Source organism: Marinoscillum sp. HNIBRBA16962, assembly GCF_057801515.1.
This window is the reverse complement of sequence record NZ_CM173603.1, coordinates 1,508,872-1,532,391: the sequence shown is the minus strand read 5'-3', so window position 1 is coordinate 1,532,391 and position 23,520 is coordinate 1,508,872. Positions and strand designations below refer to the sequence as shown.

The 23,520-nt window shown below is 42.2% G+C and carries 31 protein-coding genes and 1 tRNA gene; 15 read left to right on the top strand and 17 right to left on the bottom strand.

The window, feature by feature from the left end:
• Positions 1-4 precede the first annotated feature (4 nt).
• Genes tsaD through AC3E9V_RS06555 form a run of 6 tightly spaced genes read left to right on the top strand, consistent with a single transcriptional unit; the run spans position 5 to position 4,226 of the window.
• Positions 5-1,009: a tRNA (adenosine(37)-N6)-threonylcarbamoyltransferase complex transferase subunit TsaD gene (gene tsaD, locus AC3E9V_RS06580; RefSeq protein WP_488752399.1), complete on the top strand. Its 1,005-nt coding sequence runs from the start codon at positions 5-7 to the stop codon at positions 1,007-1,009.
• Positions 1,010-1,066: 57 nt separating this feature from the next.
• Positions 1,067-1,534, top strand: a complete 468-nt coding sequence (gene smpB / locus AC3E9V_RS06575) for an SsrA-binding protein SmpB (RefSeq protein WP_488752398.1) — start codon at positions 1,067-1,069, stop codon at positions 1,532-1,534.
• Positions 1,534-2,040, top strand: a complete 507-nt coding sequence (locus AC3E9V_RS06570; protein WP_488752397.1) for an HNH endonuclease — start codon at positions 1,534-1,536, stop codon at positions 2,038-2,040. The genes smpB and AC3E9V_RS06570 overlap by 1 nt, the downstream gene beginning before the upstream one ends.
• A gap of 1 nt (position 2,041) precedes the next feature.
• Positions 2,042-3,412 carry an NAD-dependent succinate-semialdehyde dehydrogenase gene (locus tag AC3E9V_RS06565; RefSeq protein ID WP_488752396.1) on the top strand — a complete coding sequence of 457 codons (1,371 nt, stop codon included), beginning with the start codon at positions 2,042-2,044 and terminating at the stop codon, positions 3,410-3,412.
• 54 nt (positions 3,413-3,466) lie between these two features.
• Positions 3,467-3,856, top strand: coding sequence for a thioredoxin domain-containing protein (locus tag AC3E9V_RS06560; RefSeq protein WP_488752395.1), 390 nt, complete (start codon positions 3,467-3,469; stop codon positions 3,854-3,856).
• Positions 3,840-4,226, top strand: coding sequence for a hypothetical protein (locus AC3E9V_RS06555; RefSeq protein WP_488752394.1), 387 nt, complete (start codon positions 3,840-3,842; stop codon positions 4,224-4,226). Before AC3E9V_RS06560 ends, AC3E9V_RS06555 begins: the two co-directional genes overlap by 17 nt.
• A 56-nt stretch (positions 4,227-4,282) precedes the next feature.
• On the opposite strand, the gene AC3E9V_RS06550 is transcribed toward AC3E9V_RS06555, so the two are convergent.
• The 12 genes from AC3E9V_RS06550 to AC3E9V_RS06495 form a co-directional block, all read right to left on the bottom strand.
• Entirely contained in the window at positions 4,283-4,747 is a 465-nt protein-coding gene (locus AC3E9V_RS06550; RefSeq protein ID WP_488752393.1) for an ExbD/TolR family protein, read from the bottom strand.
• An 11-nt stretch (positions 4,748-4,758) separates the two neighbouring features.
• Entirely contained in the window at positions 4,759-5,400 is a 642-nt protein-coding gene (locus AC3E9V_RS06545) for an ExbD/TolR family protein (RefSeq protein WP_488752392.1), read from the bottom strand.
• Positions 5,400-5,705: a hypothetical protein gene (locus AC3E9V_RS06540; protein WP_488752391.1), complete on the bottom strand. Its 306-nt coding sequence runs from the start codon at positions 5,703-5,705 to the stop codon at positions 5,400-5,402. Before AC3E9V_RS06540 ends, AC3E9V_RS06545 begins: the two co-directional genes overlap by 1 nt.
• A 21-nt stretch (positions 5,706-5,726) precedes the next feature.
• A complete protein-coding gene (locus AC3E9V_RS06535; RefSeq protein WP_488752390.1) occupies positions 5,727-6,554 on the bottom strand; it encodes a MotA/TolQ/ExbB proton channel family protein in 828 nt (275 codons plus the stop codon).
• A gap of 75 nt (positions 6,555-6,629) precedes the next feature.
• A tRNA-Ser gene (locus AC3E9V_RS06530) sits at positions 6,630-6,718 on the bottom strand.
• An 86-nt stretch (positions 6,719-6,804) separates the two neighbouring features.
• Positions 6,805-7,872 carry an asparaginase gene (locus tag AC3E9V_RS06525; RefSeq protein WP_488752389.1) on the bottom strand — a complete coding sequence of 356 codons (1,068 nt, stop codon included), beginning with the start codon at positions 7,870-7,872 and terminating at the stop codon, positions 6,805-6,807.
• Positions 7,869-8,639, bottom strand: coding sequence for a TatD family hydrolase (locus AC3E9V_RS06520; RefSeq protein WP_488752388.1), 771 nt, complete (start codon positions 8,637-8,639; stop codon positions 7,869-7,871). Before AC3E9V_RS06520 ends, AC3E9V_RS06525 begins: the two co-directional genes overlap by 4 nt.
• Positions 8,626-9,255, bottom strand: a complete 630-nt coding sequence (locus tag AC3E9V_RS06515) for a polysaccharide deacetylase family protein (protein ID WP_488752387.1) — start codon at positions 9,253-9,255, stop codon at positions 8,626-8,628. Before AC3E9V_RS06515 ends, AC3E9V_RS06520 begins: the two co-directional genes overlap by 14 nt.
• Positions 9,252-10,445, bottom strand: coding sequence for a PP2C family protein-serine/threonine phosphatase (locus AC3E9V_RS06510; RefSeq protein WP_488752386.1), 1,194 nt, complete (start codon positions 10,443-10,445; stop codon positions 9,252-9,254). Before AC3E9V_RS06510 ends, AC3E9V_RS06515 begins: the two co-directional genes overlap by 4 nt.
• Positions 10,446-10,450: 5 nt before the next feature.
• Positions 10,451-10,705, bottom strand: coding sequence for a hypothetical protein (locus tag AC3E9V_RS06505; protein ID WP_488752385.1), 255 nt, complete (start codon positions 10,703-10,705; stop codon positions 10,451-10,453).
• Complete coding sequence (locus AC3E9V_RS06500; protein ID WP_488752384.1) at positions 10,702-11,817, bottom strand: glycosyltransferase; 1,116 nt, start codon at positions 11,815-11,817, stop codon at positions 10,702-10,704. Before AC3E9V_RS06500 ends, AC3E9V_RS06505 begins: the two co-directional genes overlap by 4 nt.
• Positions 11,814-12,662, bottom strand: a complete 849-nt coding sequence (locus AC3E9V_RS06495; protein WP_488752383.1) for a lysylphosphatidylglycerol synthase domain-containing protein — start codon at positions 12,660-12,662, stop codon at positions 11,814-11,816. Before AC3E9V_RS06495 ends, AC3E9V_RS06500 begins: the two co-directional genes overlap by 4 nt.
• Positions 12,663-12,691: 29 nt before the next feature.
• On the opposite strand from AC3E9V_RS06495, the gene ruvC reads away from it, so the two are divergent.
• Positions 12,692-13,258 (top strand): crossover junction endodeoxyribonuclease RuvC, encoded by a 567-nt coding sequence (ruvC, locus tag AC3E9V_RS06490; RefSeq protein ID WP_488752382.1) that lies wholly within the window; start codon positions 12,692-12,694, stop codon positions 13,256-13,258.
• A 2-nt stretch (positions 13,259-13,260) separates the two neighbouring features.
• Here ruvC and AC3E9V_RS06485 read toward each other — a convergent pair whose 3' ends face one another.
• The 5 genes from AC3E9V_RS06485 to rsmA form a co-directional block, all read right to left on the bottom strand.
• Positions 13,261-13,653, bottom strand: coding sequence for an HIT family protein (locus tag AC3E9V_RS06485; protein WP_488752381.1), 393 nt, complete (start codon positions 13,651-13,653; stop codon positions 13,261-13,263).
• Positions 13,653-14,123 (bottom strand): transcription elongation factor GreA, encoded by a 471-nt coding sequence (gene greA / locus AC3E9V_RS06480; RefSeq protein WP_488752380.1) that lies wholly within the window; start codon positions 14,121-14,123, stop codon positions 13,653-13,655. The genes AC3E9V_RS06485 and greA overlap by 1 nt, the downstream gene beginning before the upstream one ends.
• Before the next feature lie 131 nt (positions 14,124-14,254).
• The gene (locus AC3E9V_RS06475) at positions 14,255-15,208 is read right to left on the bottom strand and encodes an NAD(P)-dependent oxidoreductase (protein WP_488752379.1); all 954 of its coding nucleotides are present in this window, start codon (positions 15,206-15,208) and stop codon (positions 14,255-14,257) included.
• Positions 15,205-16,569 carry a magnesium transporter gene (gene mgtE / locus AC3E9V_RS06470; RefSeq protein ID WP_488752378.1) on the bottom strand — a complete coding sequence of 455 codons (1,365 nt, stop codon included), beginning with the start codon at positions 16,567-16,569 and terminating at the stop codon, positions 15,205-15,207. The genes AC3E9V_RS06475 and mgtE overlap by 4 nt, the downstream gene beginning before the upstream one ends.
• Positions 16,547-17,332, bottom strand: a complete 786-nt coding sequence (gene rsmA, locus AC3E9V_RS06465; protein ID WP_488752377.1) for a 16S rRNA (adenine(1518)-N(6)/adenine(1519)-N(6))-dimethyltransferase RsmA — start codon at positions 17,330-17,332, stop codon at positions 16,547-16,549. The genes mgtE and rsmA overlap by 23 nt, the downstream gene beginning before the upstream one ends.
• A 55-nt stretch (positions 17,333-17,387) precedes the next feature.
• Here rsmA and pdxA point away from each other — a divergent pair, with 55 nt between their 5' ends.
• The 8 genes from pdxA to AC3E9V_RS06425 all read left to right on the top strand — a co-directional run bounded on the left by pdxA (position 17,388) and on the right by AC3E9V_RS06425 (position 23,513).
• Positions 17,388-18,416, top strand: a complete 1,029-nt coding sequence (gene pdxA, locus AC3E9V_RS06460; protein ID WP_488752376.1) for a 4-hydroxythreonine-4-phosphate dehydrogenase PdxA — start codon at positions 17,388-17,390, stop codon at positions 18,414-18,416.
• Positions 18,417-18,504: 88 nt separating this feature from the next.
• The gene (locus tag AC3E9V_RS06455; RefSeq protein ID WP_488752375.1) at positions 18,505-19,041 is read left to right on the top strand and encodes a YceD family protein; all 537 of its coding nucleotides are present in this window, start codon (positions 18,505-18,507) and stop codon (positions 19,039-19,041) included.
• A gap of 9 nt (positions 19,042-19,050) precedes the next feature.
• Positions 19,051-19,242, top strand: a complete 192-nt coding sequence (gene rpmF, locus AC3E9V_RS06450) for a 50S ribosomal protein L32 (protein ID WP_488752374.1) — start codon at positions 19,051-19,053, stop codon at positions 19,240-19,242.
• A gap of 23 nt (positions 19,243-19,265) precedes the next feature.
• Positions 19,266-20,264 carry a beta-ketoacyl-ACP synthase III gene (locus tag AC3E9V_RS06445; RefSeq protein ID WP_488752373.1) on the top strand — a complete coding sequence of 333 codons (999 nt, stop codon included), beginning with the start codon at positions 19,266-19,268 and terminating at the stop codon, positions 20,262-20,264.
• Between the two features lie 25 nt (positions 20,265-20,289).
• Positions 20,290-20,853, top strand: a complete 564-nt coding sequence (gene efp, locus AC3E9V_RS06440; RefSeq protein ID WP_488752372.1) for an elongation factor P — start codon at positions 20,290-20,292, stop codon at positions 20,851-20,853.
• 60 nt (positions 20,854-20,913) lie between these two features.
• Positions 20,914-21,390 carry an acetyl-CoA carboxylase biotin carboxyl carrier protein gene (gene accB / locus AC3E9V_RS06435; RefSeq protein ID WP_488752371.1) on the top strand — a complete coding sequence of 159 codons (477 nt, stop codon included), beginning with the start codon at positions 20,914-20,916 and terminating at the stop codon, positions 21,388-21,390.
• A 12-nt stretch (positions 21,391-21,402) separates the two neighbouring features.
• Positions 21,403-22,746 carry an acetyl-CoA carboxylase biotin carboxylase subunit gene (gene accC, locus AC3E9V_RS06430; RefSeq protein ID WP_488752370.1) on the top strand — a complete coding sequence of 448 codons (1,344 nt, stop codon included), beginning with the start codon at positions 21,403-21,405 and terminating at the stop codon, positions 22,744-22,746.
• A 113-nt stretch (positions 22,747-22,859) separates the two neighbouring features.
• Positions 22,860-23,513, top strand: a complete 654-nt coding sequence (locus tag AC3E9V_RS06425; RefSeq protein ID WP_488752369.1) for a hypothetical protein — start codon at positions 22,860-22,862, stop codon at positions 23,511-23,513.
• Positions 23,514-23,520 lie beyond the last annotated feature (7 nt).

Below are 23,520 nucleotides of genomic sequence, written 5' to 3'. Positions count from 1 at the left end.
AAAGATGAGTACTCTCATTCTAGGTATCGAGTCATCTTGTGATGAAACCGCTGCTGCCATCTGCAAAGATGGAGAAATTATCAATAACATCATTGCAACACAATCTATACACGAAAGTTATGGTGGAGTAGTTCCTGAGCTGGCCTCTCGTGCCCATCAGAAAAATATCGTCCCTGTAATTAACGAAGCGCTTGATGCCTCAGGTATAACCATGCAGGATTTAAATGCGATAGCATTCACCCAGGGACCTGGACTACTGGGTGCGCTGCTGGTGGGGAGTTCATTTGCAAAAGCTGCGGCAATGGCACTGGACATTCCTGTTATCCCTGTAAATCATATGCAGGCTCATGTTTTGGCTCACTTTATAGACGAACCAAAGCCGGATTTCCCGTTCATTTGCCTTACGGTAAGTGGTGGGCATACGCAGCTTGTTTTGGTAAGAAACTTTCTCGATATGGAAGTGATCGGTCAGAGTAAAGATGATGCAGTAGGCGAGGCATTTGATAAGTGTGCTAAGCTTCTCGAAGTGGGTTACCCGGGGGGACCACAAATAGATAAGCTGGCTCAATCCGGAGACCCTCACAGGTTTACCCTTCCCCATAGCGACATCCCGGACCTGGACTATTCTTTTTCAGGGATCAAAACGGCGTTCCTTTATTTTTTAAGAGATGAAAAGAAGAAAAACGAAAACTTCCTGGAGGAAAACATAAATGACCTGGCTGCCAGCCTGCAGCAAACACTGATTGATATGCTTTTTGTAAAACTGCGAAAAGCAGCTAGGATCAAAAAGATCAAAAACATCGCTATTGCGGGTGGTGTATCAGCTAATAGCAGATTGAGAAAACAACTCCAGGCTGAAGCAGAGAAGCAGGGGTGGAAGGTTTTTATACCAAAATTCGAGTACTGCACAGATAATGCTGCGATGATCGCCACAGCGGGCTATTATCAGTTTTTAGCTGGGAAAGAAGGATCTTTGCGAGATAGTCCTCAGCCCAGAATGGTTTTTTAAGAAAGATTCTTCTATTCTAGCTACAACTTCTTTATTTTTAAATTGATCTAGTGTGTTATGTCCAAAGAGAAGCAACGTTTTTCAAACGATATTCAAATAAGAAACCGGAAAGCCAGCCATGAATACGAGTTTATAGAAACTTATGAAGCTGGTATAGTCCTGAAGGGGACGGAGATCAAATCTCTCCGGGAAGGCAAGGCCAGCATCCAGGAAGCCTATTGCCATATCTTCAGAAATGAAGCCTTTATAAAAGGAATGACCATTTCTCCATACAGAGAAAGCTCATTCCAAAGCCACGAACAGCAACGAGAGAGAAAGCTTCTTTTGAAGAAAAAAGAAATTGAAAAGCTAAAAAGTAAGATTGAAGAAAAAGGACTTACACTTGTCCCCGCAAAACTATACATCAATAAACGTGGCTTTGCGAAAGTGCAGGTAGCAGTAGCTCGCGGCAAAAAACTATTTGACAAGCGAGAAAGCATTAAGAAGAAAGATCAAAAAAGAGAGTTGGAACGAATGAAAATCTAATGAGCACCGTTTTAGTACTTAATCAGGATTACAGCCCCCTGACGCTCTGTTCTACGGAGCGGGCGTTTTTGCTTATGTACCTGAACAAGGCTGAACTCGTTAGTGATATTAAAGAAAAGGCTCTACGCTCTATAAATGCAGCATATCCTTTCCCCTCCGTTATCCGAATCAAAAGATACATCTATGTGCCTTATCAAGGGGTCATACTTACACGACACAATGTTTTCAAAAGGGACCAGTTTTCCTGCCAATATTGCGGAACAAATAAAGATCTGACCCTGGATCATTTAGTCCCTAAGTCCAAAGGCGGAAAGTCTTCGTGGACCAATCTGGTAACCGCATGCAGAAACTGTAATACCAAAAAAGGCGATTTCACCCTGGACCAGGCCGGGATGGAGCTTATAAAAAAACCAATACGACCCACCTATGTTATGTTCATACGGTCAACCATGAAAAGCTTACGACAGGATTGGTTGCCTTATTTAGAACAAAAAGCGATAGCATAGCATGCCCACTTTTAGCACTACTAATCCCGCTACTGAAGTTCAGCTGGCCGAGTATTCCTACCTTGATCAGCAAGAAATTGCAGAGAAAATAGATCTTACCTTCAAGGCCTGGCTTAAATGGAAAGCCACAGGTTTCAGCGAAAGAACAGAAAAACTTATGCATGTAAGTGATCTTCTCAGGACAGAAAAAGAAAAGCTTGGAAAACTCATTACCAGTGAAATGGGGAAACCCCTCTCACAGGCTGTAAGCGAAATAGAAAAATGTGCATGGACTTGCGAATACTATGCAGAAAATGGCGGTTCGTTTTTACAAGATCAACATATAGAGTCTGATGCTTCCGAGAGTCTGGTACATTACGAGCCCCTTGGCCCTGTCCTGGCAATTATGCCATGGAATTTCCCGTTTTGGCAGGTTTTTAGGTTTGCCGCTCCTGCACTAATGGCCGGAAATGCAGCATTGCTTAAGCATTCCCCCAACACTACCGGCTGTGCATTGGCCATTGAAGAACTGTTCAGAAAAGCTCAATTCCCTGAGCATTTGTTTACAACGCTGATTGCGGACGTTCCTGATATGGAAAGTGTCATATCAAATCCTAAAGTCAGGGCCGTAACATTGACCGGATCTACTCAAGCCGGTAAATCAGTGGCCTCCCTGGCAGGGAAATACCTGAAGAAGTCTGTGCTGGAACTCGGGGGAAGTGACCCATATCTCATTTTAGATGATGCAGATCTTGATCATGCAGCAAAGACCTGTGTTGCAGGAAGACTACTCAATACGGGTCAAAGCTGTATCGCTGCAAAACGATTTATTGTCACCCCTGAAAACGAACAGGTCTTTATTGATAAAGTTTTCCAGCTACTTAAGACTAAAAAATATGGGGACCCGGTCAACGACAATCCGGACCTGGGAGCAATGGCACGCGCTGATCTGAGGGAAAAACTCCACTCTCAGGTTCAGCAATCCATTGACCAGGGAGCGTTATGCCTTTTAGGAGGAAAAATCCCCGGGGGAAAAGGTTTTTTCTATCCGGCTACTCTTTTGACCAACGTAAAAAAAGGTATGCCCGCTTATGATCAGGAGCTTTTCGGCCCTGTAGCTGCAATCATCACAGCTACGGATGAAGAGGAAGCCATAACCATAGCTAACGACACCAGCTACGGGCTTGGTTCCGCAGTATTCAGTCAAGACCTGACACGAGCAAAGGAAATAGCCATGAAAAAGCTTGACGCAGGCGCAGCATTTGTGAATGACTTTGTGAAGTCTGATCCAAGACTTCCATTCGGGGGAATTAAAGAATCAGGCTATGGTCGCGAATTATCTATACTTGGGATCAGAGAGTTTGTAAATGCCAAAACAATCTTTATTAAATAATCACAAACATCAGCTTGGAAGGGCTTGTTAGCATAGTAAACAAAACCTGTGTAAATGATGATTGCAGAAAACGAATATCTTTTTATATACAATAGTAACAAGCTTGAAGATAAAGCAGCTAAGGGGTATGCTCTCTCCATAAAATCAGTAAAAATAAATGAGAGGGATATTCATAAAGACCATCTTACTGAGAAGCAGGTGGCTGAAGTAGCCCAATTACTTGGTAAAGATATTTCAGACCTCCATGATGCGAAAGGTCTTTCCAGCTATGATCAGTACGATGATGAAGAGCTAGTCAAGATTCTGGCCAAGGATCCTTCAAAGATGAAAACCCCAATTATCTTATCAAAAGAAAAATCATTCATGGTAGATTCTTCGTATGAATTGATAAAAGAAAAACTGGAAACCAAAAGCGTAAGTGATAAACATGTTGAAAATTCATAAAGCGGGATTGTACTTATTGATTGCCATGGCATTAATGGCGTGTGAAACAGATAAGCGTTCAGGTTCTCTTGCCGACAGAAAAGAGAAACTCGTAGAGCAGCTGGATCAAACCGCTAAAAGACTGGACGAAAAGATAGAACAACTTGAAAACTCTACCGGTGAAATAGCCTCAGATGCAACTTACCAGGTGAAAGAAACCGTAAAACGACTGAAAAAAGAACGAGGCAAGGTTAAAAATCAAATCAAAAAAGTAAAAAAGGCCTCTGACAAAGAATTGAAAAGTCTAAAGACAGAAGCTGAAAACTTATTCGAGGAAGCCGAAGCGTTTTTGGCAGATATAAGTAAAGAAATCATAAAAAAGCAGGAATAAAAAAGGTCATGAATTAAAATGATCCATGACCTTTTTATAAAAAATCAATTAATATATCAGTTTACCTCGGCTCGTTTTATAGAGCTGTATAAAACTCTTCGGGCATTTCCTTCTCTCAATTCTTGCTGAACATCATCTATGATACCAAATTTCACCTCCTCATCCACTTTTAGGGACATTGTGATTTGATCTCGTTCAACTTCCGAAAGCTTATCCTTCTCCTGGTTTACAAACTGAATGATATCCTTTGTGTCCACAAAAACATCATTTGTCTGAATTTTAGGTTCACTACCATAGAGATTGGAATTTTTAGGCTCTCCTATATAGATATAACTAACCAAAGACTTTCTTTCAATCTTAGTGAGCTGTGTAGCTTTTGGGAGTTGTTGCTTCACCATGATGTCTGTTTCTCTCATCACGGTAGTTACCATAAAGAAGAATAACAGCATGAAGATAATATCAGGCAATGCCGCCGTTGGAATATCCTGTGAAGTTCCTGAACTCTTTTTGAATTTTGACATAATTCCTGATTTTATTTATCTGGTTCCGCAATTGATATCGCTCGTGGAATACCCTGACGAGCACGTGTATACATATCCTTTTGGATATCATCGTCTCTGTCAAGGGCTAGCCACTCCTCTACCGTAAGACCAACACGCTCAGCATAGATCTCGTTATAAGCTGCATTCACAGCATCCAGTACCTGGATGTACAGATCATAGCTAGTACCCCGCTGTGCTTTGAAGGATACTACAGCGTTACCGCTGGTAGGATCATCAGAAGACTTAGGGCTTTTGCCGTATTGGTTTACGTATCGTTTCATATCTGACGGAAGACTGTTGTAAACCTTAAGCCCCTCCTCTGTAGGAGCTCCAAAGTTCAAAACAAATTTCTTCACCTCTTCCGTAAGATTAGAGATAGGCTCACGGTAAGGTTCGTCTTCTACCAGCAGCTGATCATTAGAGTTAGCAAGGATTTTGAAAATATTTCGTTCCTGCAACTTAAGGTCAAGCTGCTCCTGATTTGGATCAGGTGGCGGAGGCAAGAGCATCATGATCCCTTTGTCGTTTGCGATGGTTGTAGTCACCAAAAAGAAAATCAACAAAAGAAACGCAATGTCTGCCATCGACCCTGAACTCACCTCAGGTGGCTGTCTTTTCTTACCTCTTGGCATTATTTAATAATTTTAGATATTTCTGTATATACGATACCTACTATCGCTATTAAAAACAAAATGTACATGGTGATAATTCCACCACCTACCATTTTCGATGTGGTTTCAGTAGTTCCTAAAGCATCGCTTCCTGCTACAGAATAGCCGATCAGAAAGATAACGGCCAAAGCAACAATCCCAATACCTGACTTCACCAGGCTCTGCGGATCACCAAAGGACTGAACCAGCGGAATGATAATAGCAGCTAATGCACATAATACAATCAGTATGTAACTAGCGTATAATCCTACGTCTATTAAATCCATGTGTCTTCTCAGTTTTGATGTTTATTTAGAAAGATTGTGCTTTACAAGCATATCTACCAGAGAGATAGAAGCATCTTCCATGCTATTTACAAGGCTATCAATCTTGGATACAAGGTAGTTATAGAACAACTGAAGTATTACCGCAACAATCAAACCACCTACTGTAGTCAAAAGTGCAACTTTAATACCACCTGCAACCAAGGAAGGAGATACATCACCAGCCTCAGCAATAGCGTCGAACGCATCGATCATACCGATTACCGTACCCATGAACCCAAGCATTGGTGCAAGCGAAATGAAAAGTGAGATCCAGATCATTCCCTTTTCAAGCTTACCCATCTCTACAGATCCGTAAGAAATAATAGATTTTTCTACCATTTCGATGCCTTCTGACATCCTCATCATTCCTTGAACAAATATTGATGCTACAGGACCTCTTGTGTTTTTACAAACTTCTTTAGCAGCTTCAACACCACCTGATGACAGGGCGCTTTCCACGTTGGCTAATAGTTTTTTAACGTTTGTTGTCGCTAGATTGAGGTGAATGATCCGCTCAATTGCCACTGCAAGACCTAAAATCAAACAAAGCAATACGATTCCCATGAAAGTAGGTCCACCATCGATGAATTGTTCTTTTACAATCTGGTGAAAACTCCGACTTTGCTCTTCCTCCGGTTCCTCAATGATTTCCTGTGCGATAGCAGCGACTGGTTCTTCTACAACAGTAGTATCATCAGTCATAGCAGTAGTATCCGATGCTACATCGGATGCATCCTCCTGCGCGTATGCATTCACTGAAGAAAAGGTGAAAACACCTGCAAGCATCAAAAGCGTAAGTAACTGTTTCATAATTTGTGTTTGGTAGTCTTCGGTTAAGTTTATTTTATAATGAATCGTAAATATATTAATAATTCGAATACTTAGCGGAGAGAGAGGGATTCGAACCCTCGATACCCCGTGAAGGGTATACACACTTTCCAGGCGTGCGCCTTCGACCACTCGGCCACCTCTCCTTTTTTATGCATTCTTTTAAATCCAAGGCGACAAATAAATCAAGAAAATTAACTTTATGCAAATTTTGAGTCTATTTAGAAAATATTCAATTATCCATTTCGCCATTTAAAGGAATAACCAATTTTCTTCTGATTTCATTATCATTTTTTTCATTCCCTAAAAGAAACATTAGTTTGGTTACAGCAGCTTCTGTAGTAATGTCCCCACCACTGAGCACACCTATATCCTTTAGCCGCTTACTTGTTTCATAACGTCCTTGTATAACCTCACCCCCACTACACTGACTGACATTGTATACGATTATCCCTTTTTTGATAGCCTTCTCAATAATTTCAAGAAACCACTCATGGCTCATAGTGTTTCCTGAGCCGTATGCTTCTAATACAACACCCCTTAAATCCGGGATAGCAAATACACTTTCAATGACCTGCTTATTTATACTGGGGAAGACCTTAAGAATAGCTACACGATCATCAAAATTTCGCTTGATACTTAGCCTGCCTTTTGGATTATACCTGGCCAGATAGTTTCTGCGATACTCAATATCTATACCTGATTCAGCTAGCCATGGGTAGTTTTGTGATTGAAATGCTGCAAACGTACTGCTTCTTATTTTTTGAGATCTGTTACCCCTGAGCAAATAATAATTAAAGTAAATGCATACTTCACTTACTATAGGTTTTCCTTTCTCTTTAGCTGATGCAATTTCCAATGCTGTGAGCAGGTTTTCCCGCGCATCAGACCGAATAAGCCCGATCGGGATCTGAGCTCCCGTAAAAATCACTGGTTTATTGAGACCTTCTAACATAAAGCTCAATGCAGATGCCGTGTAAGCCATAGTGTCCGTCCCATGCAAAATGACAAAACCATCGTATTGCGAATAATTCTCGTAGATGATGTAAGCTATATTCTGCCAATCGTGATAATCTATGTTTGAGGAATCTCTCGGTTCCGGAAATGAGATCACAGTGAGTTTAAGCTTAAGACCACTTAGCTCCGGAATTCTGTCAATGACCCGGCCAAAATTAAACGGGGCAAGAGAACCCGAATCGTCATAGGCCATACCAAATGTACCACCTGTATATATAATCAAAATTGAATCCTTGGGATCAACACTGGCTGTCGTCCTGATATTTACAATTTTGTAATTCATTTTTTCCGGAAGAGGTCAATGGTGTTTGTGGCTGCAATTTCTCCAATTTCCCCGATATCCTTGCCAATAACATCACTGATTTTTTTTGCCACAAGCTTTACAAAGGCTGGTTCGTTTCGTTTCCCACGATTAGGTGCCGGAGCCAGATATGGACTGTCCGTTTCTAACAAAATGTGTGAAAGGTCCAGTTGCTCCACCACAGGTTCCATTCCTCCATTTTTAAAGGTAATAACTCCCCCTAACCCGAGCTTAAATCCAAGCTTTACGATTTCCTCTGCCTGGGAGACCGAACCCGTAAAACAATGAAACACCCCATTCAAGCCTTTCTCAGCAAAAGGACGTACAAGCTCAATCGTCTCATCAATGGACTCTCTGCAGTGGATCACAATCGGGAGCTTATGTTTCAAAGCCAGCTCACATTGTATTTTAAAGGCTTCTTTTTGCTGTGCATAAAAGGTTTTATCCCAGTACAAATCAGTGCCCATCTCACCAACAGCTGCAAACTCACCTTTATCCAGCCACTCTTCCACGAGGTAGAGCTCTTTTTCAAAGTCTTTTTTTACCGAGCACGGATGTAAACCCATCATGGGGATACAATAACCAGAGTGCCGGTCCGCAAGCTCAAGCATATCATCTATCGAAGTGTGATCAATGTTGGGCATGTATATCTTCTCCAGCCCTGCTTCTTTTGCTCTGTCCAGGATGCTCTCAATATCCTCTTTAAATTCCTCTAAATATATATGTGCATGTGAATCAATCAATTGCATATTCTTCTAGTGTTTTGAACTGGTAACCTAACCGGGAAAAATGTTTCAGAACTCTGGGAAGTATAACCCTCAAATTCTTAAATGCTCTTTCACTGTCATGAAAAACGAGAATAGAACCTGGTTTAGCATTTTTAAGACAGGAAACAGACTTTGTAACATCCAGTTTTCTGTCAAAATCCCCTGCCATATGAGACCACATTATAATGCTGCGGTCTGATAATGAGTGCTTTTGCTTGCGGGTTAATTTGCCATAAGGGGGCCTGAAAAACGCGGTACTATAATTCTCATCAAATAACCTTACACCGCGAAGGTATAATTCGTTTTCGGTTTTCCATCCGTTTAGATGATTCTCTGTGTGATTGCCCACCTGGTGCCCGGCACTCAGAACCCGCTCAAACAACGATGGGTACTTTTTAATCCTGTTTCCGATACAAAAGAAAGTAGCTCTGGCATGAAAGGCTGATAGTTGCTGCAAAACATACTCTGTCACAACCGGAGTAGGCCCATCATCAAACGTAAGGAACAAGACTTTATCCTTAGTGGAAACAGACCAGACCAGATCTGAATAAAGCCATTTCATCCAGAAAGGGGTCCGAAAAAAGTAACCTTTCATCATTGGTTTTTCACCAGGCAGGAAAGCATCGTAATGTCATCCCTGTAGGGAGTATCTTCCCTGAAATCATCTATACTGTGTAATATATCAATATGCAATTGATTGATGTCTTCAGGCAACCCATTTTGGAAAAATCTGACCAGACGATCCTCCCCATATTGCTCATCCGATGAATTAAATGTCTCTGTCAGACCATCTGTATAGCCAAAAAAGAAGAAGTTTTTCAGGTTTGGAATGGATACCGTTTCCAGAAATGGAAGTGGGTTAAACATACCCAGGATGGTGGTACCATCATTCAATTCTGTCAGCCCTTCTTCCGTTACAAGGTATAGAGGATTGTGGCCACAGTTCACGTATTCAAAGGTTCGGGACCTGAAATCATATATGCCTAAAAAGAAGGTAATAAAATTCTCCCCATTTCCGCTGTGGGTAATCACATGATTAAGTTCTGTAACAATCTCCTTTGGGTCTTGTGTTTTACGGACGAGTGTTCGCAATGATGCCTGGAAATTTGACATTAATAAAGCCGCGGGAACGCCTTTTCCGCTCACGTCAGCCACACAAACCAGAAATCGGTCGTTATCAATGGCCAGATAATCATAATAGTCACCTCCCACATCATGATGAGGCAGATAAACTGCTTCTATTTTTAACCGGTGAGTTTTTGGCAGAGCTTTAGGGAAAAGGAAGTTTTGCACCTTTTTGGCTATTTCAAGCTCTTTACGATAAGCCTCCTGCTGTAACTGCCTTCTGGCCAGTTTCTTATTCTCAATGGCCACAATGATAATATTGGTAAGTGCTTTAAGAAATGTAGACGAGCTGGTGACATCTTCTTTTGGCAACCCTCCCACAAAGACTACTGCCAACTGCTTATTTTTATGTGAAACAGGAATAACCTGATCAAAAGCCTGAAAATCTCCATCTTCACTTCCCAGGATACGTATCTGATCCAGTGACTGAAACTGGTCCGGTAAATTGACTTTTCCCCAGTCGGTCTTTGTGCCAAAATGCACCTTACATATCCAGTCTTCATCCTTTACATACAACGCCAGTTGCTTTACCTTCAGATCACCCAATACCGTAAAACGGTAAATCCTAAATAAATCTACCTCCGATAAATTATTATTTATCGCCTGTGTGATCTCCAGGAGCGCGTTAAGCTCCAGGTCTTTTATATCTAGGCCTGCAGACATACGGTTTAAGAATTGTGAGCCATTAAGCCACTTTTGGTGGCCATAAAGTAATAATTCTGCTGGTCGAGGGCTTTAAAATCAAGCTTATCCCTGGAAATCTCATCATCTATGTTTTCCAGTATTTTTATCCAACCCTTATGATAAATACGTTCGAGGACCGGAACGAGCTCTTTTTCAGACTTACCGGTAAGGCTCATCAGTTCTTTAAAGGACTGAACAAAATACAATTCATCTAATACGTCAAACTCGTCATCGGTCATTTGTATTGCCTTCCTTTCCAAGAATATTTCCCAAAAATAGAAGCTAATCCCAAGAAAGTCACGAAGAGAGGGTAAAATATCTCCACCAGCAAAGAGACTCCAAAAAGCTTTTTTTGGTTTAAAAAAGTCAAAACCTCGTGAACAAACAAATAGGTGAATATCCAACGGATTAGAAAGATAAAGGCAAAAAGATAAAAGCCTGTAACACTCAAAATTCCCTCTGAAAATCCATACAGGACAGAAGCATAATTAAAAAAGACCAGTATTGCCATTAGGCGGATAAAAGAACTCTTATGAAATTTCCATTTTCCAGCCCATCGGACACGCTGATTGATCAATGATCGTACGGAACTTTTAGCCGAGGTAGTAACCACCGCATCAGGGTTATTCAAAAAACTAACATCTTTAGGGTGTGTATCATGTATTTTTTGCAGAAGAAACTCATCATCCCCGGAAGGAATGTGTTTGTTACCTTCATACCCATCCACTTCCACAAATACCTTTTTCTCATAAGAAAGATTGGCTCCATTACACATCCCTGGATTACCTGATCTTAAACTTGCAGCCCCTACTCCCATCAGGGCGGCAAATTCATAGCTCTGCATCCGGTGAAACAGGCTTGCACCTTCCATCCGCACAGGACCAGTGAGCATTGCATGTCCGCTTGAAGTATAAGCCGCATTATAAGCCTCCAACCACTCCGGACCTACCCGGCAATCACCGTCAGTGGTCAGAATAATTTCTCCGTTGGCATGATTTACACCTGATGTAATGGCCTCTTTTTTACCCGAAACGTCATCCAGGATCAGGATATGATAGGACAAAGTCAATTCCTTTAAAATTTCCCTGGCCCTGGATGCTGTGCCATCGTCAGAGTGATCGTCTACTACAATGACCTCAAAATAATCTTTAGAATAGAGCTGATTTTCAAGGTCATGCAAAAGATTTCGGATATTTGACGCTTCATTTCTAACGGGAATAATGACTGAAAAAAAATACCCGGGTAAATCTTTATTACTCAAACATTCAGCACGAGGGATCTTTCGCCAGTAGTACCTTGCCCAGGAGAAAAAAATGTTGTGAAGTACGGAAAAGGCAATGAAAAAGATCATTGCGCAATGTTAACCCTTAATTTCAATAAAAAGAGCGCTCCGACAACCGATGGTAAAACGGTGTTGATCACCCAAATCAAAAAGCATGGAATAAGGATGAGTTCGGGATTTGAAAGGAAAGAATTAAAAAAGAACAAAGCGCTGGCTTCCCTCACTCCGAAGTTGCCAAAAAGCGAAGGAATGAGAGAGCGAAAGAGGAAAACCCAACCAATACCCAGACAGATAAGTAAAGGTGGAATAGTGGGTAAACTTAACCTGATCAATAAATAAAACTGGATAGTAAATATTGCATACCTGGCAACAGACAGGAGAATGATCTTTGTTACCTCTCCGAATGTAGACTGAAACGTTGCTTTACTCTTTAAAATGAAAATTATGAATACTGCACCGGCACTGGTTAATAACAATAAGGTCCACCCATTAAGCATATCGAAGTAGTACAAAACCGCCGTACCTCCGTACACCCCGGTAAATAAAAGCATCACAGATCTATTGAGGAGCAAAGCAAGAGCTGATCGCTTTTTGTCCTTGAGTGGGGCAAGCCTTCCTCCGACATCTCCAAGGGTGAAAGGAACTACCCAGTTCATCGCCAGACCTGAGAGCACTCCCTGCAGCGCCTGATTGAAAGAAAGGCGCTCATCCGGCAGGGATATCCTCCACCGTTCAGCTTCAAGAGCCCAATTAACGAATGACAAACCAAAGACAACTGCAATGCCAAGGTTAGTGGAAATGTTTTGAGGAATTGTGCCATTAGCCAACGTGCCGGCGTCCATGTGCTCATAAATGAAATAAAAACAGAGGGCGCTGATTGTGATCTTTATTATCCACTCTCCGCATTTTTTCAAGTTCTGCTGGTAATGGTTAATTTGCACCAATGTCTGTAGTTGCCTCATCTGCAAAAGAAAAAATCATTTTAGGACTGGACCCCGGGACCACCGTGATGGGCTACGGAATCATCAAAGTCAATAAGCAGAAAGTGGAGCTGCTCCAATTTGGTGTGATCCACCTCCGAAAATATACCGGACATGAGCTAAAGCTAAAAAAAATATTCGAACGGGTACTAAGCCTGATCAATGATTATCATCCGGATGAAGTCGCGCTGGAAGCTCCTTTTTATGGAAAAAATGTCCAATCCATGCTAAAACTCGGACGTGCACAAGGTGTAGCCATGGCAGCTGCCCTTTCCCGGGAAATCCCCATCACCGAATATGCCCCAAAAAAGGTAAAGCAGTCTGTAACCGGAAATGGTAATGCTTCCAAGGAACAGGTCTCGGCAATGCTCCAAACTCTCCTTAAGTTTAAAGATTCACCGGACATTATGCTGGATGCTACCGATGCATTGGCGGTAGCATTGTGTCATCATTACCAGGGAGGAAAGGCACAAAAAAGCTTCAAAAGCTGGAAGGCATTTCTGAGTGAAAACCCTTCCAGAGCTAAATGAGCTTATATTTCTTCTTTGATTTTTTTAGCTATCTCGGCCAGCTCCTCTTTAGAAGGCGATAGCTTCATACGGCCAAAGTTCATATCATCCACGTTATTAATGGGGATAAGGTGTACATGTGCATGCGGAACCTCCAACCCAATAACGGTAACACCTATTCGCTCACATTTTACTACGGACTCAATCCCCTTAGCCACCCTTTTTGCAAATAAATGGAGACCTGCCAGCGTTTCGTCGTCCAGGTCAAAGATGTAGTCCACTTCCTTTTTTGGAATAACCAGCGTATGGCCTTCTACCAAAGGGTTGATATCCAGAAATGCAATATAGTTTTCATCCTCTGCCACGATATGAGCAGGAATCTCTTTCGCAATGATGCGTGAAAATATAGAAGGCATTAATACGAGATTGAAAGTATTTCAAATTCCATTTCACCAGCGGGCACTTTAATCATAGCTTTTTCGCCCTTCTTCTTACCTAAAAGACCCTTTCCAATCGGAGATTTTATCGAGATTTTGTTTTGCTTCAAATCAGCTTCCTCCTCTGCCACGATCTGATAAGTCACTTCCATGCCATTTTTGGCATTTTTGATCTTTACAGTGGAGAGTATCCCCACTTTTGATGTATCAAGGTTTGATTCGTCGATTACTCTGGCATTACTCACCACAGTCTCCAGCTTAGATATCTTGAGTTCCAAAAGCCCTTGAGCATCCTTTGCGGCATCATACTCAGCGTTCTCACTAAGGTCACCCTTATCTCTGGCCTCAGCAATCTGCTTTGCCATATCTGCCCTACCCTTAGTTTTCAGTTCAGTTAGCTCATTTTTGAGCTTCTCTAAACCTTCCTTGGTGTAATAATTGACTGCCATAATTTTTTTATACTTTATGCCATTTAAACAAAAAAGAACGGCCCGTAAACGGACCGCCTTCCTTTATTTAAGTTTTCTTAATTTTCTATATCGAGTTTGCAAATATAGGGCTTTTACAAGATCAAAACAATTTACCCCGCATAAGCCAGACCCTCTTTTACCAATTTTGAAACGATCACCTCATTTATTTTACGATAAGACTCAAATGTCCATCCGGCTACATGAGGTGTCATGATAACATTTTTCAGCGCTGCTAACCTATCAAAATCAGCTTTTTGCTCCGGTGAGTGATTATTAAGCTTCTCATTTTCCAGCACATCCAGACCAGCTCCCAGTAATTTACCTGCATCAAGCATGTCCGCCAGTGCCGACAATTTTAAAACCTCGCCACGGGATGTATTGAGAATAAACTGCAGCTTTCTAAATGCATGGAGATAATCAGCATCAAAGAGAAATCTGGTTTCAGTAGTCAGCGGCACATGGATGCTCAAAATCTCAACCTCTCGCTGAAACGTATCTACATCCACTTGCTCCACAATATCATTGGAGATGCCCGTTTTGTATTTATCAAAAGCCAAAATCCGTACTCCAAAGCCTCTGAGTTTCTCCGCAAAAGCTGAGCCCATAAAGCCATAACCATAAATGCCGACAGTTTTACCCATAAGCTCATAGCCTCTATTCCCTTCACGATCCCAGTTCCTCGCTTTCACTTCCAGATTAGCAGTGTGTAGCTTATGCATCAGAGACAGGAGCATCCCTGTTGTATGCTCGCCTAAAGCATCACGGTTGCCTTCCGGAGCATTCACAAGCTTTATTCCCCTTTCAGAAAGATAAGCGTAATCTATCTGATCCAGTCCGGCTCCTGCCCTGGCCACAAAACGCAAACTAGTAGCCCTGTCTACAAGCTCTTTATCTATTTTTAATTTACTTCGAACCACAAGTCCGCCGTATTGATCAATAACAGACAATACTTCCTCCCTGGTAATCGCAGGTCGATAATCCGGCTCAAAACCCGCTTCTGAAAACAATTCGCTGATGCTGTCATGCATAGCATCAACAATCAGTACTTTCGGAGAATCCTTCATAAACTGTAAAGCAAATGGGCGACGGAAAAATAAACGGCTAAACCGATCAAATCGTTCGCAGTAGTGATAAAAGGCCCGGATGCCAAAGCAGGGTTAATACCAAATTTATTAAGCAAAAGAGGGGTAATGGTTCCCATGAATGAAGCCAGCAATACAACACTAAACAGTGCTATGGAAACTGTTGCAGCCAGCGACTCATTCCTATTTACCAGCATAACTACACCAAAAACCATTAGCGCCAGGATGACACCATTCACTACAGCCACAAAAAGCACCTTGATGAGTCTTTGGAAAAGTGATCCTGCAAAAACATTAGGATTAGCAAGACTCTGAACAACAATAGATGAAGACTGAATCCCTACATTACCACCTGTAGCTGTGATCAGTGGTATAAAAAAAGCCAATGCAGGTATCACAGCAATATCTCCTTCAAAGAGTCCCAGAAACTGAGCACCTATCAGCCCTCCTACCATACCAATGATCAGCCAGGGCAGACGAGCTTTTGACAACATCCAAACGGTATCATCCTCCTCTACATCTGAGCTGATACCAGCCATCATTTGTCGTTCTTCTTCAGCCATTTCGGTGATCACATCCACCACGTCATCTATGGTAATCCTACCTACCAGCTTTCCTCTGGCATTTACTACAGGTACAGCCTCCAGGTCGTACTTTCTCATAATGAGGGCTACTTCCTCCTCGTCCATGTAAGTCTCCACGGAAACCACCGAGTCATCATAAATGTCTGCTACCCTGGCATTATCATCCGCAAGAATGATCTTTTTCAAGCTCACCTTACCAAGCAGCTTACCCATGTTATCTACCACATACACGGAGTAGATCTTCTGAACATTTTCGGCCTGTTTTCTGATCTCTTCAATGCACTGGAGAATCGTCCAGTTCATATTCGCTTTTATAAGCTCTTTAGCCATCAGACCTCCCGCTACATCTTCGTCATAGCGAAGCAGGTCTATCAGGTGACTTGCCTTCTCTTCATTGCTGATAAATTTGATGACCTCTTCCCGCTTTTTCAGGGACATCTGGTAGAGGATGTCAGCGCCATCATCAGAATCAAGGTGCTCCAGGTATTGTGCCAGCTGTTCGGGAGTAAATTCAGCAATAAAGTCCCTCCGAACATCATCCTCCAGGTCATTTAAAATCGCCGCGTCAACTTCCTTCGGCAACAGCTCAAAAACATATCTGCACTCCTCAGTATCAAATTCATAAAGCAGCGCTGTAATATCCGCAGGGTTCACCCCATCGAGTGATTCTTTGATAAAAGCCTCATCCTTCTCATCAATTGCTTGCTGAAAACGCTCCAGGTATTCCCTGGAAAGCTCAAATGGCATCACTGCTTCCATCCTCAGAGATATAGTTTGTTAGTGAGATAAAATCTGATACTGAAAGTTGCTCGGCTCGTTGATCAAAAACCGGCTTTGAGGTATCAAACTTCAAATTTAGGTCTTTTAAAGCGTTGCGCAAGGTCTTCCGTCTTTTTCCAAACCCCGCCTTTACCACCCGCCTGAAGAGCTTCTCATCGCAACCTAATTGATCAGTGTCATTACGCACCAGCCTGATAACAGCTGACTGCACCTTAGGTGGAGGATTAAAAACATGGGGTGGCACAGAAAACAGATATTCTATATCATAAAATGCCTGTAAAAGAACACTTAAAATGCCATATGTTTTATTCCCTTCTTTTGAAATAATACGATCAGCCACCTCCTTTTGGATCATACATACCACCTCTATTACTGCATTTTTATGATCCCATATCTTAAAAAAAAGCTGCGAGGAAATATTGTAAGGGAAATTACCAATAACCGCTAATGGAGGCTCCAGCTTTTGAAGATCATATTTCAAAAAATCCTCAAGAAGGAAATGATCAGTGCTGGCCGGATACACCTCTTTAAGGAAAGATATAGACTCATTATCCACATCAAAGGCCAAAAAATGGAGTGACTGGTTCTCTAATAAGTACTTTGTCAGAACTCCCGTTCCAGGCCCTATTTCAAGAATTGTTTTTGCTTCGTTACTTTGCAAACCATTTACAATCTTCTGAGCGATGTTTTCATCTTTCAGAAAATGTTGGCCTAAATACTTTTTGGGAGTAACTTTTTTCAAAGAGTGACGATCATTTAAATTGGACTTTCAAAATCGATTTGTAAAATTGACAAATATGAGTGAATCTTCTCACAACAAAGGTGATTATCCTGTTATCGGTATTTCGATCGGGGATATAAACGGCATAGGACCTGAAGTGGTCATAAAAGCCCTGAATGACAACCGAATCAACCGATACATTACGCCGGTTATCTATGCGGACGGTCGAGTGATTTCTTACTACAGAAAAAACCTCGACCTTCATAGCTTCAACTACAACCAAACCAAACAAATCGATAACATTCATCATCGCAAAGCCAATGTTATCAATCTGGGTGAAGAAAACATTGAAATCACTCCCGGCAGGGGAAACGCTGAAAGTGGAAAGTACGCCCTCCTCTCCCTGAAAGCAGCGCTGAAAGATCTGAAAGAAAGCAAAATAGATGCGCTGGTCACTGCTCCATTGAGCAAAGACCTCATTCAGACCGATGACTTTAAGTTTCCGGGCCATACAGAATTTTTAGCTCAGGAAGCCGGGGTTCAGGACAGTCTTATGTTTCTGGTCTCCGAAGAGCTGAGAGTAGGTGTAGTCACCGGACACATACCTCTGCAAGAGGTACCAGGTGCCATTACCCAGGACAAAGTCAAAAGCAAACTCAAGCTGATGCTTCAATCTCTCAAAAAAGATTTTGGCATAAAAAAGCCGAGAATTGCACTCCTGGGGCTAAACCCCCATGCAGGAGAAAACGGCTTATTGGGCGATGAAGAAAACAAAATCATTGAACCAGTGATCAAGGAATTTAAAGATTCCGGAAACCTGGTTTTTGGTCCCTTCCCTGCAGATGGGTTTTTCGGATCATCTCAGTACAGAACCTATGACGGTATCTTAGCCATGTATCACGACCAGGGACTGATCCCTTTCAAAAACATCGCCTTTGATAATGGTGTTAATTTTACCGCAGGACTGCCTTTTGTAAGAACCTCACCAGACCATGGTACAGCATTTTCTATAGCAGGAAAAGGTGTGGCGGATGAAACTTCCATGAGAAACGCGATCTTTATGGCGGCAGACATCGTAAAATCCCGCAAGGAAACCGGTAGCTAAACTTAAAATCATACCTGATAAATTAGTTTTTTTATATCTCGTTTATTCCTAAATTTGCGGTTCTTTAAGCAAAAGAAGGAACTGTGCTATGAAGGGGCTGCGGGAATTTCAAATCGACATTTACAGCTTAGGCCATAAGCTGCATGAATTCGAATACGAAATTACTGATAAGCTTTTCTCGTTTTATGAGCACAGCATTGTGGACAAAGGTCGTGGTAAGTGTAGGCTAACCATTGATAAGTCCGAAACCATGATGACCCTTTATTTTGACCTGGATGCAGAGGTAGAGTTGACCTGTGACAGAAGTCTTGATACTTTCTGGCATCCGATCAAAAGCAAAAAAGAGATTATCATCAAGTTTGGCGATGATAATTATTCGCTTAGCGAAGACGTACTGGTGATCAAAAGTGAAACACCCAGTCTAAACGTTAGCGATTTTATTTATGAGTTTATCAGTCTGGAAGTACCTATGAAAAAGCTGCATCCCCGATACGAGGATGTAGAAGAAGAGCAACCTGACCTGATATATTCATCAGAAGATCACCCAGATGAGGAATCCGGTGGTCGGGATCAGGAAATAGATCCAAGATGGGAAGCATTAAAAAAACTAAAAGGAAATAAATAGAATAGCACAATGGCACATCCAAAACGTAAAATCTCAAGGACCAGGAGGGACAAAAGAAGAACACACGTAAAAGCAACTCCTAAGAATTACGTGATCTGTCAGACCACTGGCGAACCTCACTTGCCTCACAGAGCCTTCTGGCACGAGGGGAAACTATATTATAAAGGAAAAGTAGTGATGGAAAAAGAAGTTTTGGCTTAAGTTAGTCAAACAATTCGATCACTATGACAAAAATCCGAGCAGCTGTCACCGGAGTTCATGGGTATGTCCCTGATTATGTGCTTACCAATCAGGAACTGGAAACCATGGTGGACACAAATGATGAGTGGATTCAATCCCGAACGGGCATTGTAGAACGAAGGATCCTGAAAGGAGATGACCAGGGCACTTCAGTGATAGGAACAGAAGCCGTAAAAGGGCTACTGGAAAAAACAGGTACGGATCCAAAAGAGATTGACCTGATTATCTGTGCTACAGTTACCCCGGATATGCCTTTCCCTGCTACAGCCAATATCATCGCTGACCAGGTGGGCGCGGTTAACTCATTTGGTTATGACCTGAGTGCGGCCTGCTCAGGCTTTCTTTACGCCCTGGCTACAGGTGCACAGTTTATTGAAACGGGGATACACAAAAAGGTCATTATCATAGGGGCAGATAAAATGTCTTCCATCATTGATTATACAGACCGTACTACTTGTATCATATTTGGTGATGGTGGAGGAGCTGTTCTTTTAGAGCCCACAGAAGAAGAAGTAGGAGTTATGGACTCTATTTTAAAATCAGATGGATCTGGTGCACCATATTTACATATGAAAGCAGGTGGAAGTCGCCGCCCCGCAACTGCAGAAACTGTGGCACAACGTGAGCATTTTGCCTACCAGGAAGGGTCTACTGTCTTCAAATTTGCAGTGACCAATATGGCGGATGTAGCTGCCCGGGTTATGGAAAAGAATAATCTGACAGGAGATGACATTGCGTGGCTGGTGCCTCACCAGGCCAACAAAAGAATTATAGATGCCACCGCCAAAAGAATGGGTGTGGGTGATGATAAAGTCATGCTCAATATCCAGCGATATGGCAACACTACCGCAGGCACACTACCACTTTGCCTGTGGGACTATGAACCTCAGCTGAAAAAAGGAGACAATTTGATCCTGGCTGCTTTTGGAGGCGGATTTACCTGGGGAGCTACCTGGCTGAAATGGGCATATAATCCTAAATAGCATTTTAACCTTTTAGTAAAAAATCATGGCAACGACTGCTGATTTCAGAAACGGATTGGTGATTGAGTTCAATAATGACCTGTACACCATTGTAGAGTTTCAACATGTAAAGCCGGGGAAAGGTCCCGCCTTTGTACGAACAAAACTTAAAAGTCTGACTACAGGCAAAGTCATCGACAATACGTTTACTTCCGGCCATAAGGTTGAAACGGCCAGAGTAGAACGAAGGGATTATCAGTACCTGTACCAAGATGATATGGGCTACCACTTCATGGATAGTAACACCTTTGAGCAAATACCCGTACAGGAAGAATTAATCAACGCTCCTCAGTTCCTTAAAGACGGACAGGCAGTGGAGGTGATCTTTCATGCCGAAGAAGAGCGCGTGCTGGGTGTAGAGCTTCCTCAACACGTGGTCTTGCAGGTTGTGTATACGGAGCCTGGCCTGAAAGGTGATACGGCAACTAATGCTACTAAACCAGCTGAACTGGAAACCGGAGCGACAATTCAGGTGCCATTATTTATTGATCAGGACGAAGTGATAAAGGTGAATACTCAAACCAACTCTTATGTGGAGCGAGTAAAATAAAATTATATACCTTTATCCCGGTTCAGATAACAGAAAAACAACACTGAAAAAAGCTAAATAATGAAAGCAAAAGAAATTCGCGATTTGATCGACTTTATTTCAGCCTCCGGGTTGGAAGAGGTCAATATAGAAACCGAAGAATTCAAAATAAATGTGAAACGATCTTTAAATCAGGCCGTTTCTTCACCAGCTCCAGCCCCCACAGCACCTGCACCTGCTGCTCCCAGTCAGCCTGCTCCTGCTCCATCAGCAGCTGGCGAAGCACCCAGGGCAGAGTCTCCTTCTGATGAGGCTAACCTGATTCCGATCAAATCTCCTATGATCGGCACATTTTATCTCACACCAAACCCAGACTCAGATCCATTTGTAAAAGTAGGAGACACAGTAAAGCAGGGTGACACGGTTTGCATCATTGAAGCAATGAAATTATTTAACGAAATCGAATCTGAGGTTTCTGGTAAAATAGTGAAGGTATTAGTGGAAAATGCCACCCCGGTTGAATATGATCAGCCACTTTTCTTAGTAGATCCATCATAAAATATTTATCCTGTGTTTGATAAAATTCTAATAGCTAACAGAGGAGAGATTGCCCTCAGGATTATTCGTACCTGTAAAGAAATGGGTATTAAGACTGTCGCAGTTTATTCTACAGCTGATCGGGATAGTCTTCATGTGCGATTTGCCGATGAGGCAGTCTGTATCGGACCTCCCGCCAGCAAAGATTCTTATCTGAAAATACCACAGATCATATCTGCTGCAGAAATCACCAATGCTGATGCCATCCATCCTGGTTATGGTTTTTTGGCTGAGAATGCGGAGTTTTCACGTGTTTGTGAAGAGTACGGGATTAAATTTATTGGCGCTTCAGCAGAAATGATCAATGCTATGGGGGATAAGGCCACGGCTAAGGCTACTATGGAAAAAGCCGGCGTACCTACTATCCCCGGATCAGAAGGCTTACTGGGAAGCTTTGAAGAAGGGCTGGGTAAAGCTGAAGAAGTTGGTTATCCTGTAATGCTAAAAGCCACTGCCGGAGGGGGCGGAAAAGGAATGCGGTTTGTGAAAGACAAGAGTGGCTTTAAGAAAGCCTGGGATGACGCCAGACAAGAAGCCGGAGCTGCATTTGGAAATGACGGGCTCTATCTTGAGAAATTTGTGGAAGAGCCTCGTCACGTTGAGATTCAGATCATCGGCGATAGCAACGGAAAAGCCTGCCACCTTTCAGAACGAGACTGTTCGATTCAAAGGAGGCATCAAAAGCTGGTAGAAGAAACTCCCTCGCCAATTGTAAGCCAGGAGCTTCGTGAAAAAATGGGACAGGCTGCCATCAAAGGAGCTGAAGCCATCAAATACGAAGGCGCCGGAACTGTGGAGTTTCTAGTAGACAAGTATGGAGATTTTTACTTCATGGAAATGAACACCAGGATACAGGTAGAGCATCCAATAACTGAAGAAGTAACTGACTTTGATTTGATCAAAGAACAAATCAAAGTAGCTGCAGGAGTGAAAATATCCGGAAGAAATTATTACCCACAGCTACACGCTATCGAATGCAGGATCAATGCGGAAGATCCGGCGAATGGATTCCGTCCAAGCCCGGGTAAGATCACTAACCTTCATTTACCTGGTGGTCACGGAGTTCGTGTAGACAGCCATGTGTATGCAGGCTATGTCATTCCTCCGTTTTATGACTCTATGATAGCAAAGCTTATAGTGTCTGGTCAGGATAGAGAGGAAGCGATTGTCAGGATGAAACGAGCTTTATCAGAAATGGTCATCGAAGGGGTAAAAACCACGATCCCATTTCACCTGAAACTCATGGATGATAAACAGTTTAAGTCAGGGAAGTTCACGACCAAGTTTCTGGAATCGTTTGACTTTTCAGACCTTTAATAGAGAATAAAATGCAGAAGACACCCTGGAAAGTTTTTTTCAGGGTGTTTTTTTTTATAACTAACCCATTGGCTGACTTCTTTCTTTCGTGGATCATTACCTAATATCTATCTTTGAGAAAATTCGTTAAAGGTTACAGATTGGCTTCACAGGACCATATAAAGCAACTCACAGAAGAACAGCATGAAATTGTTGCCGAACTGGTGAATAATGCGATGGCTAAGGCCATTACGTCCATGGAGCAGATGCTTCGAATAAGGGTAAATGCCAATCATGTAAACTTTGACGTGGGTCCCTTAAGCAGCATTACAGAGCTGGACCAGCTTGGAAGATTCAAAGTGCACCTGGTAAAACTTGTTTTCAGCGGTGATATACGCGGAGCATTTTACTTTGTGATCCTTGACCATGAGGTAGACCTGATAAATTCGGTTTGCCTTCCTGAAGAGTTTAAATCAGACAAGCGTACGGAAACCAAGCTTATGAAGCATGGGTTTATGTCAGAGATCGAAAATGTCATTGCAGCATTATCTATCAAAGAAATATCCGAGTACCTTGGCGTACAGCTAGAACTGAAAGTACCCCAGATACAGATCATTCAGTGTGATAAAGTAAACGAGTTTTTTGAGAAAGAAAACAGGATCTACAAAACTGCATTTCATGTAAAATCGGTCCTGGAAGGAGTAGTGGTCAACATTGCGCCGTTTTTCATCTGGATCCTCGATGACAACTTCATCAAAACCCTTTCTCTAAATACTTCCGGAAAGTAATTTTTCT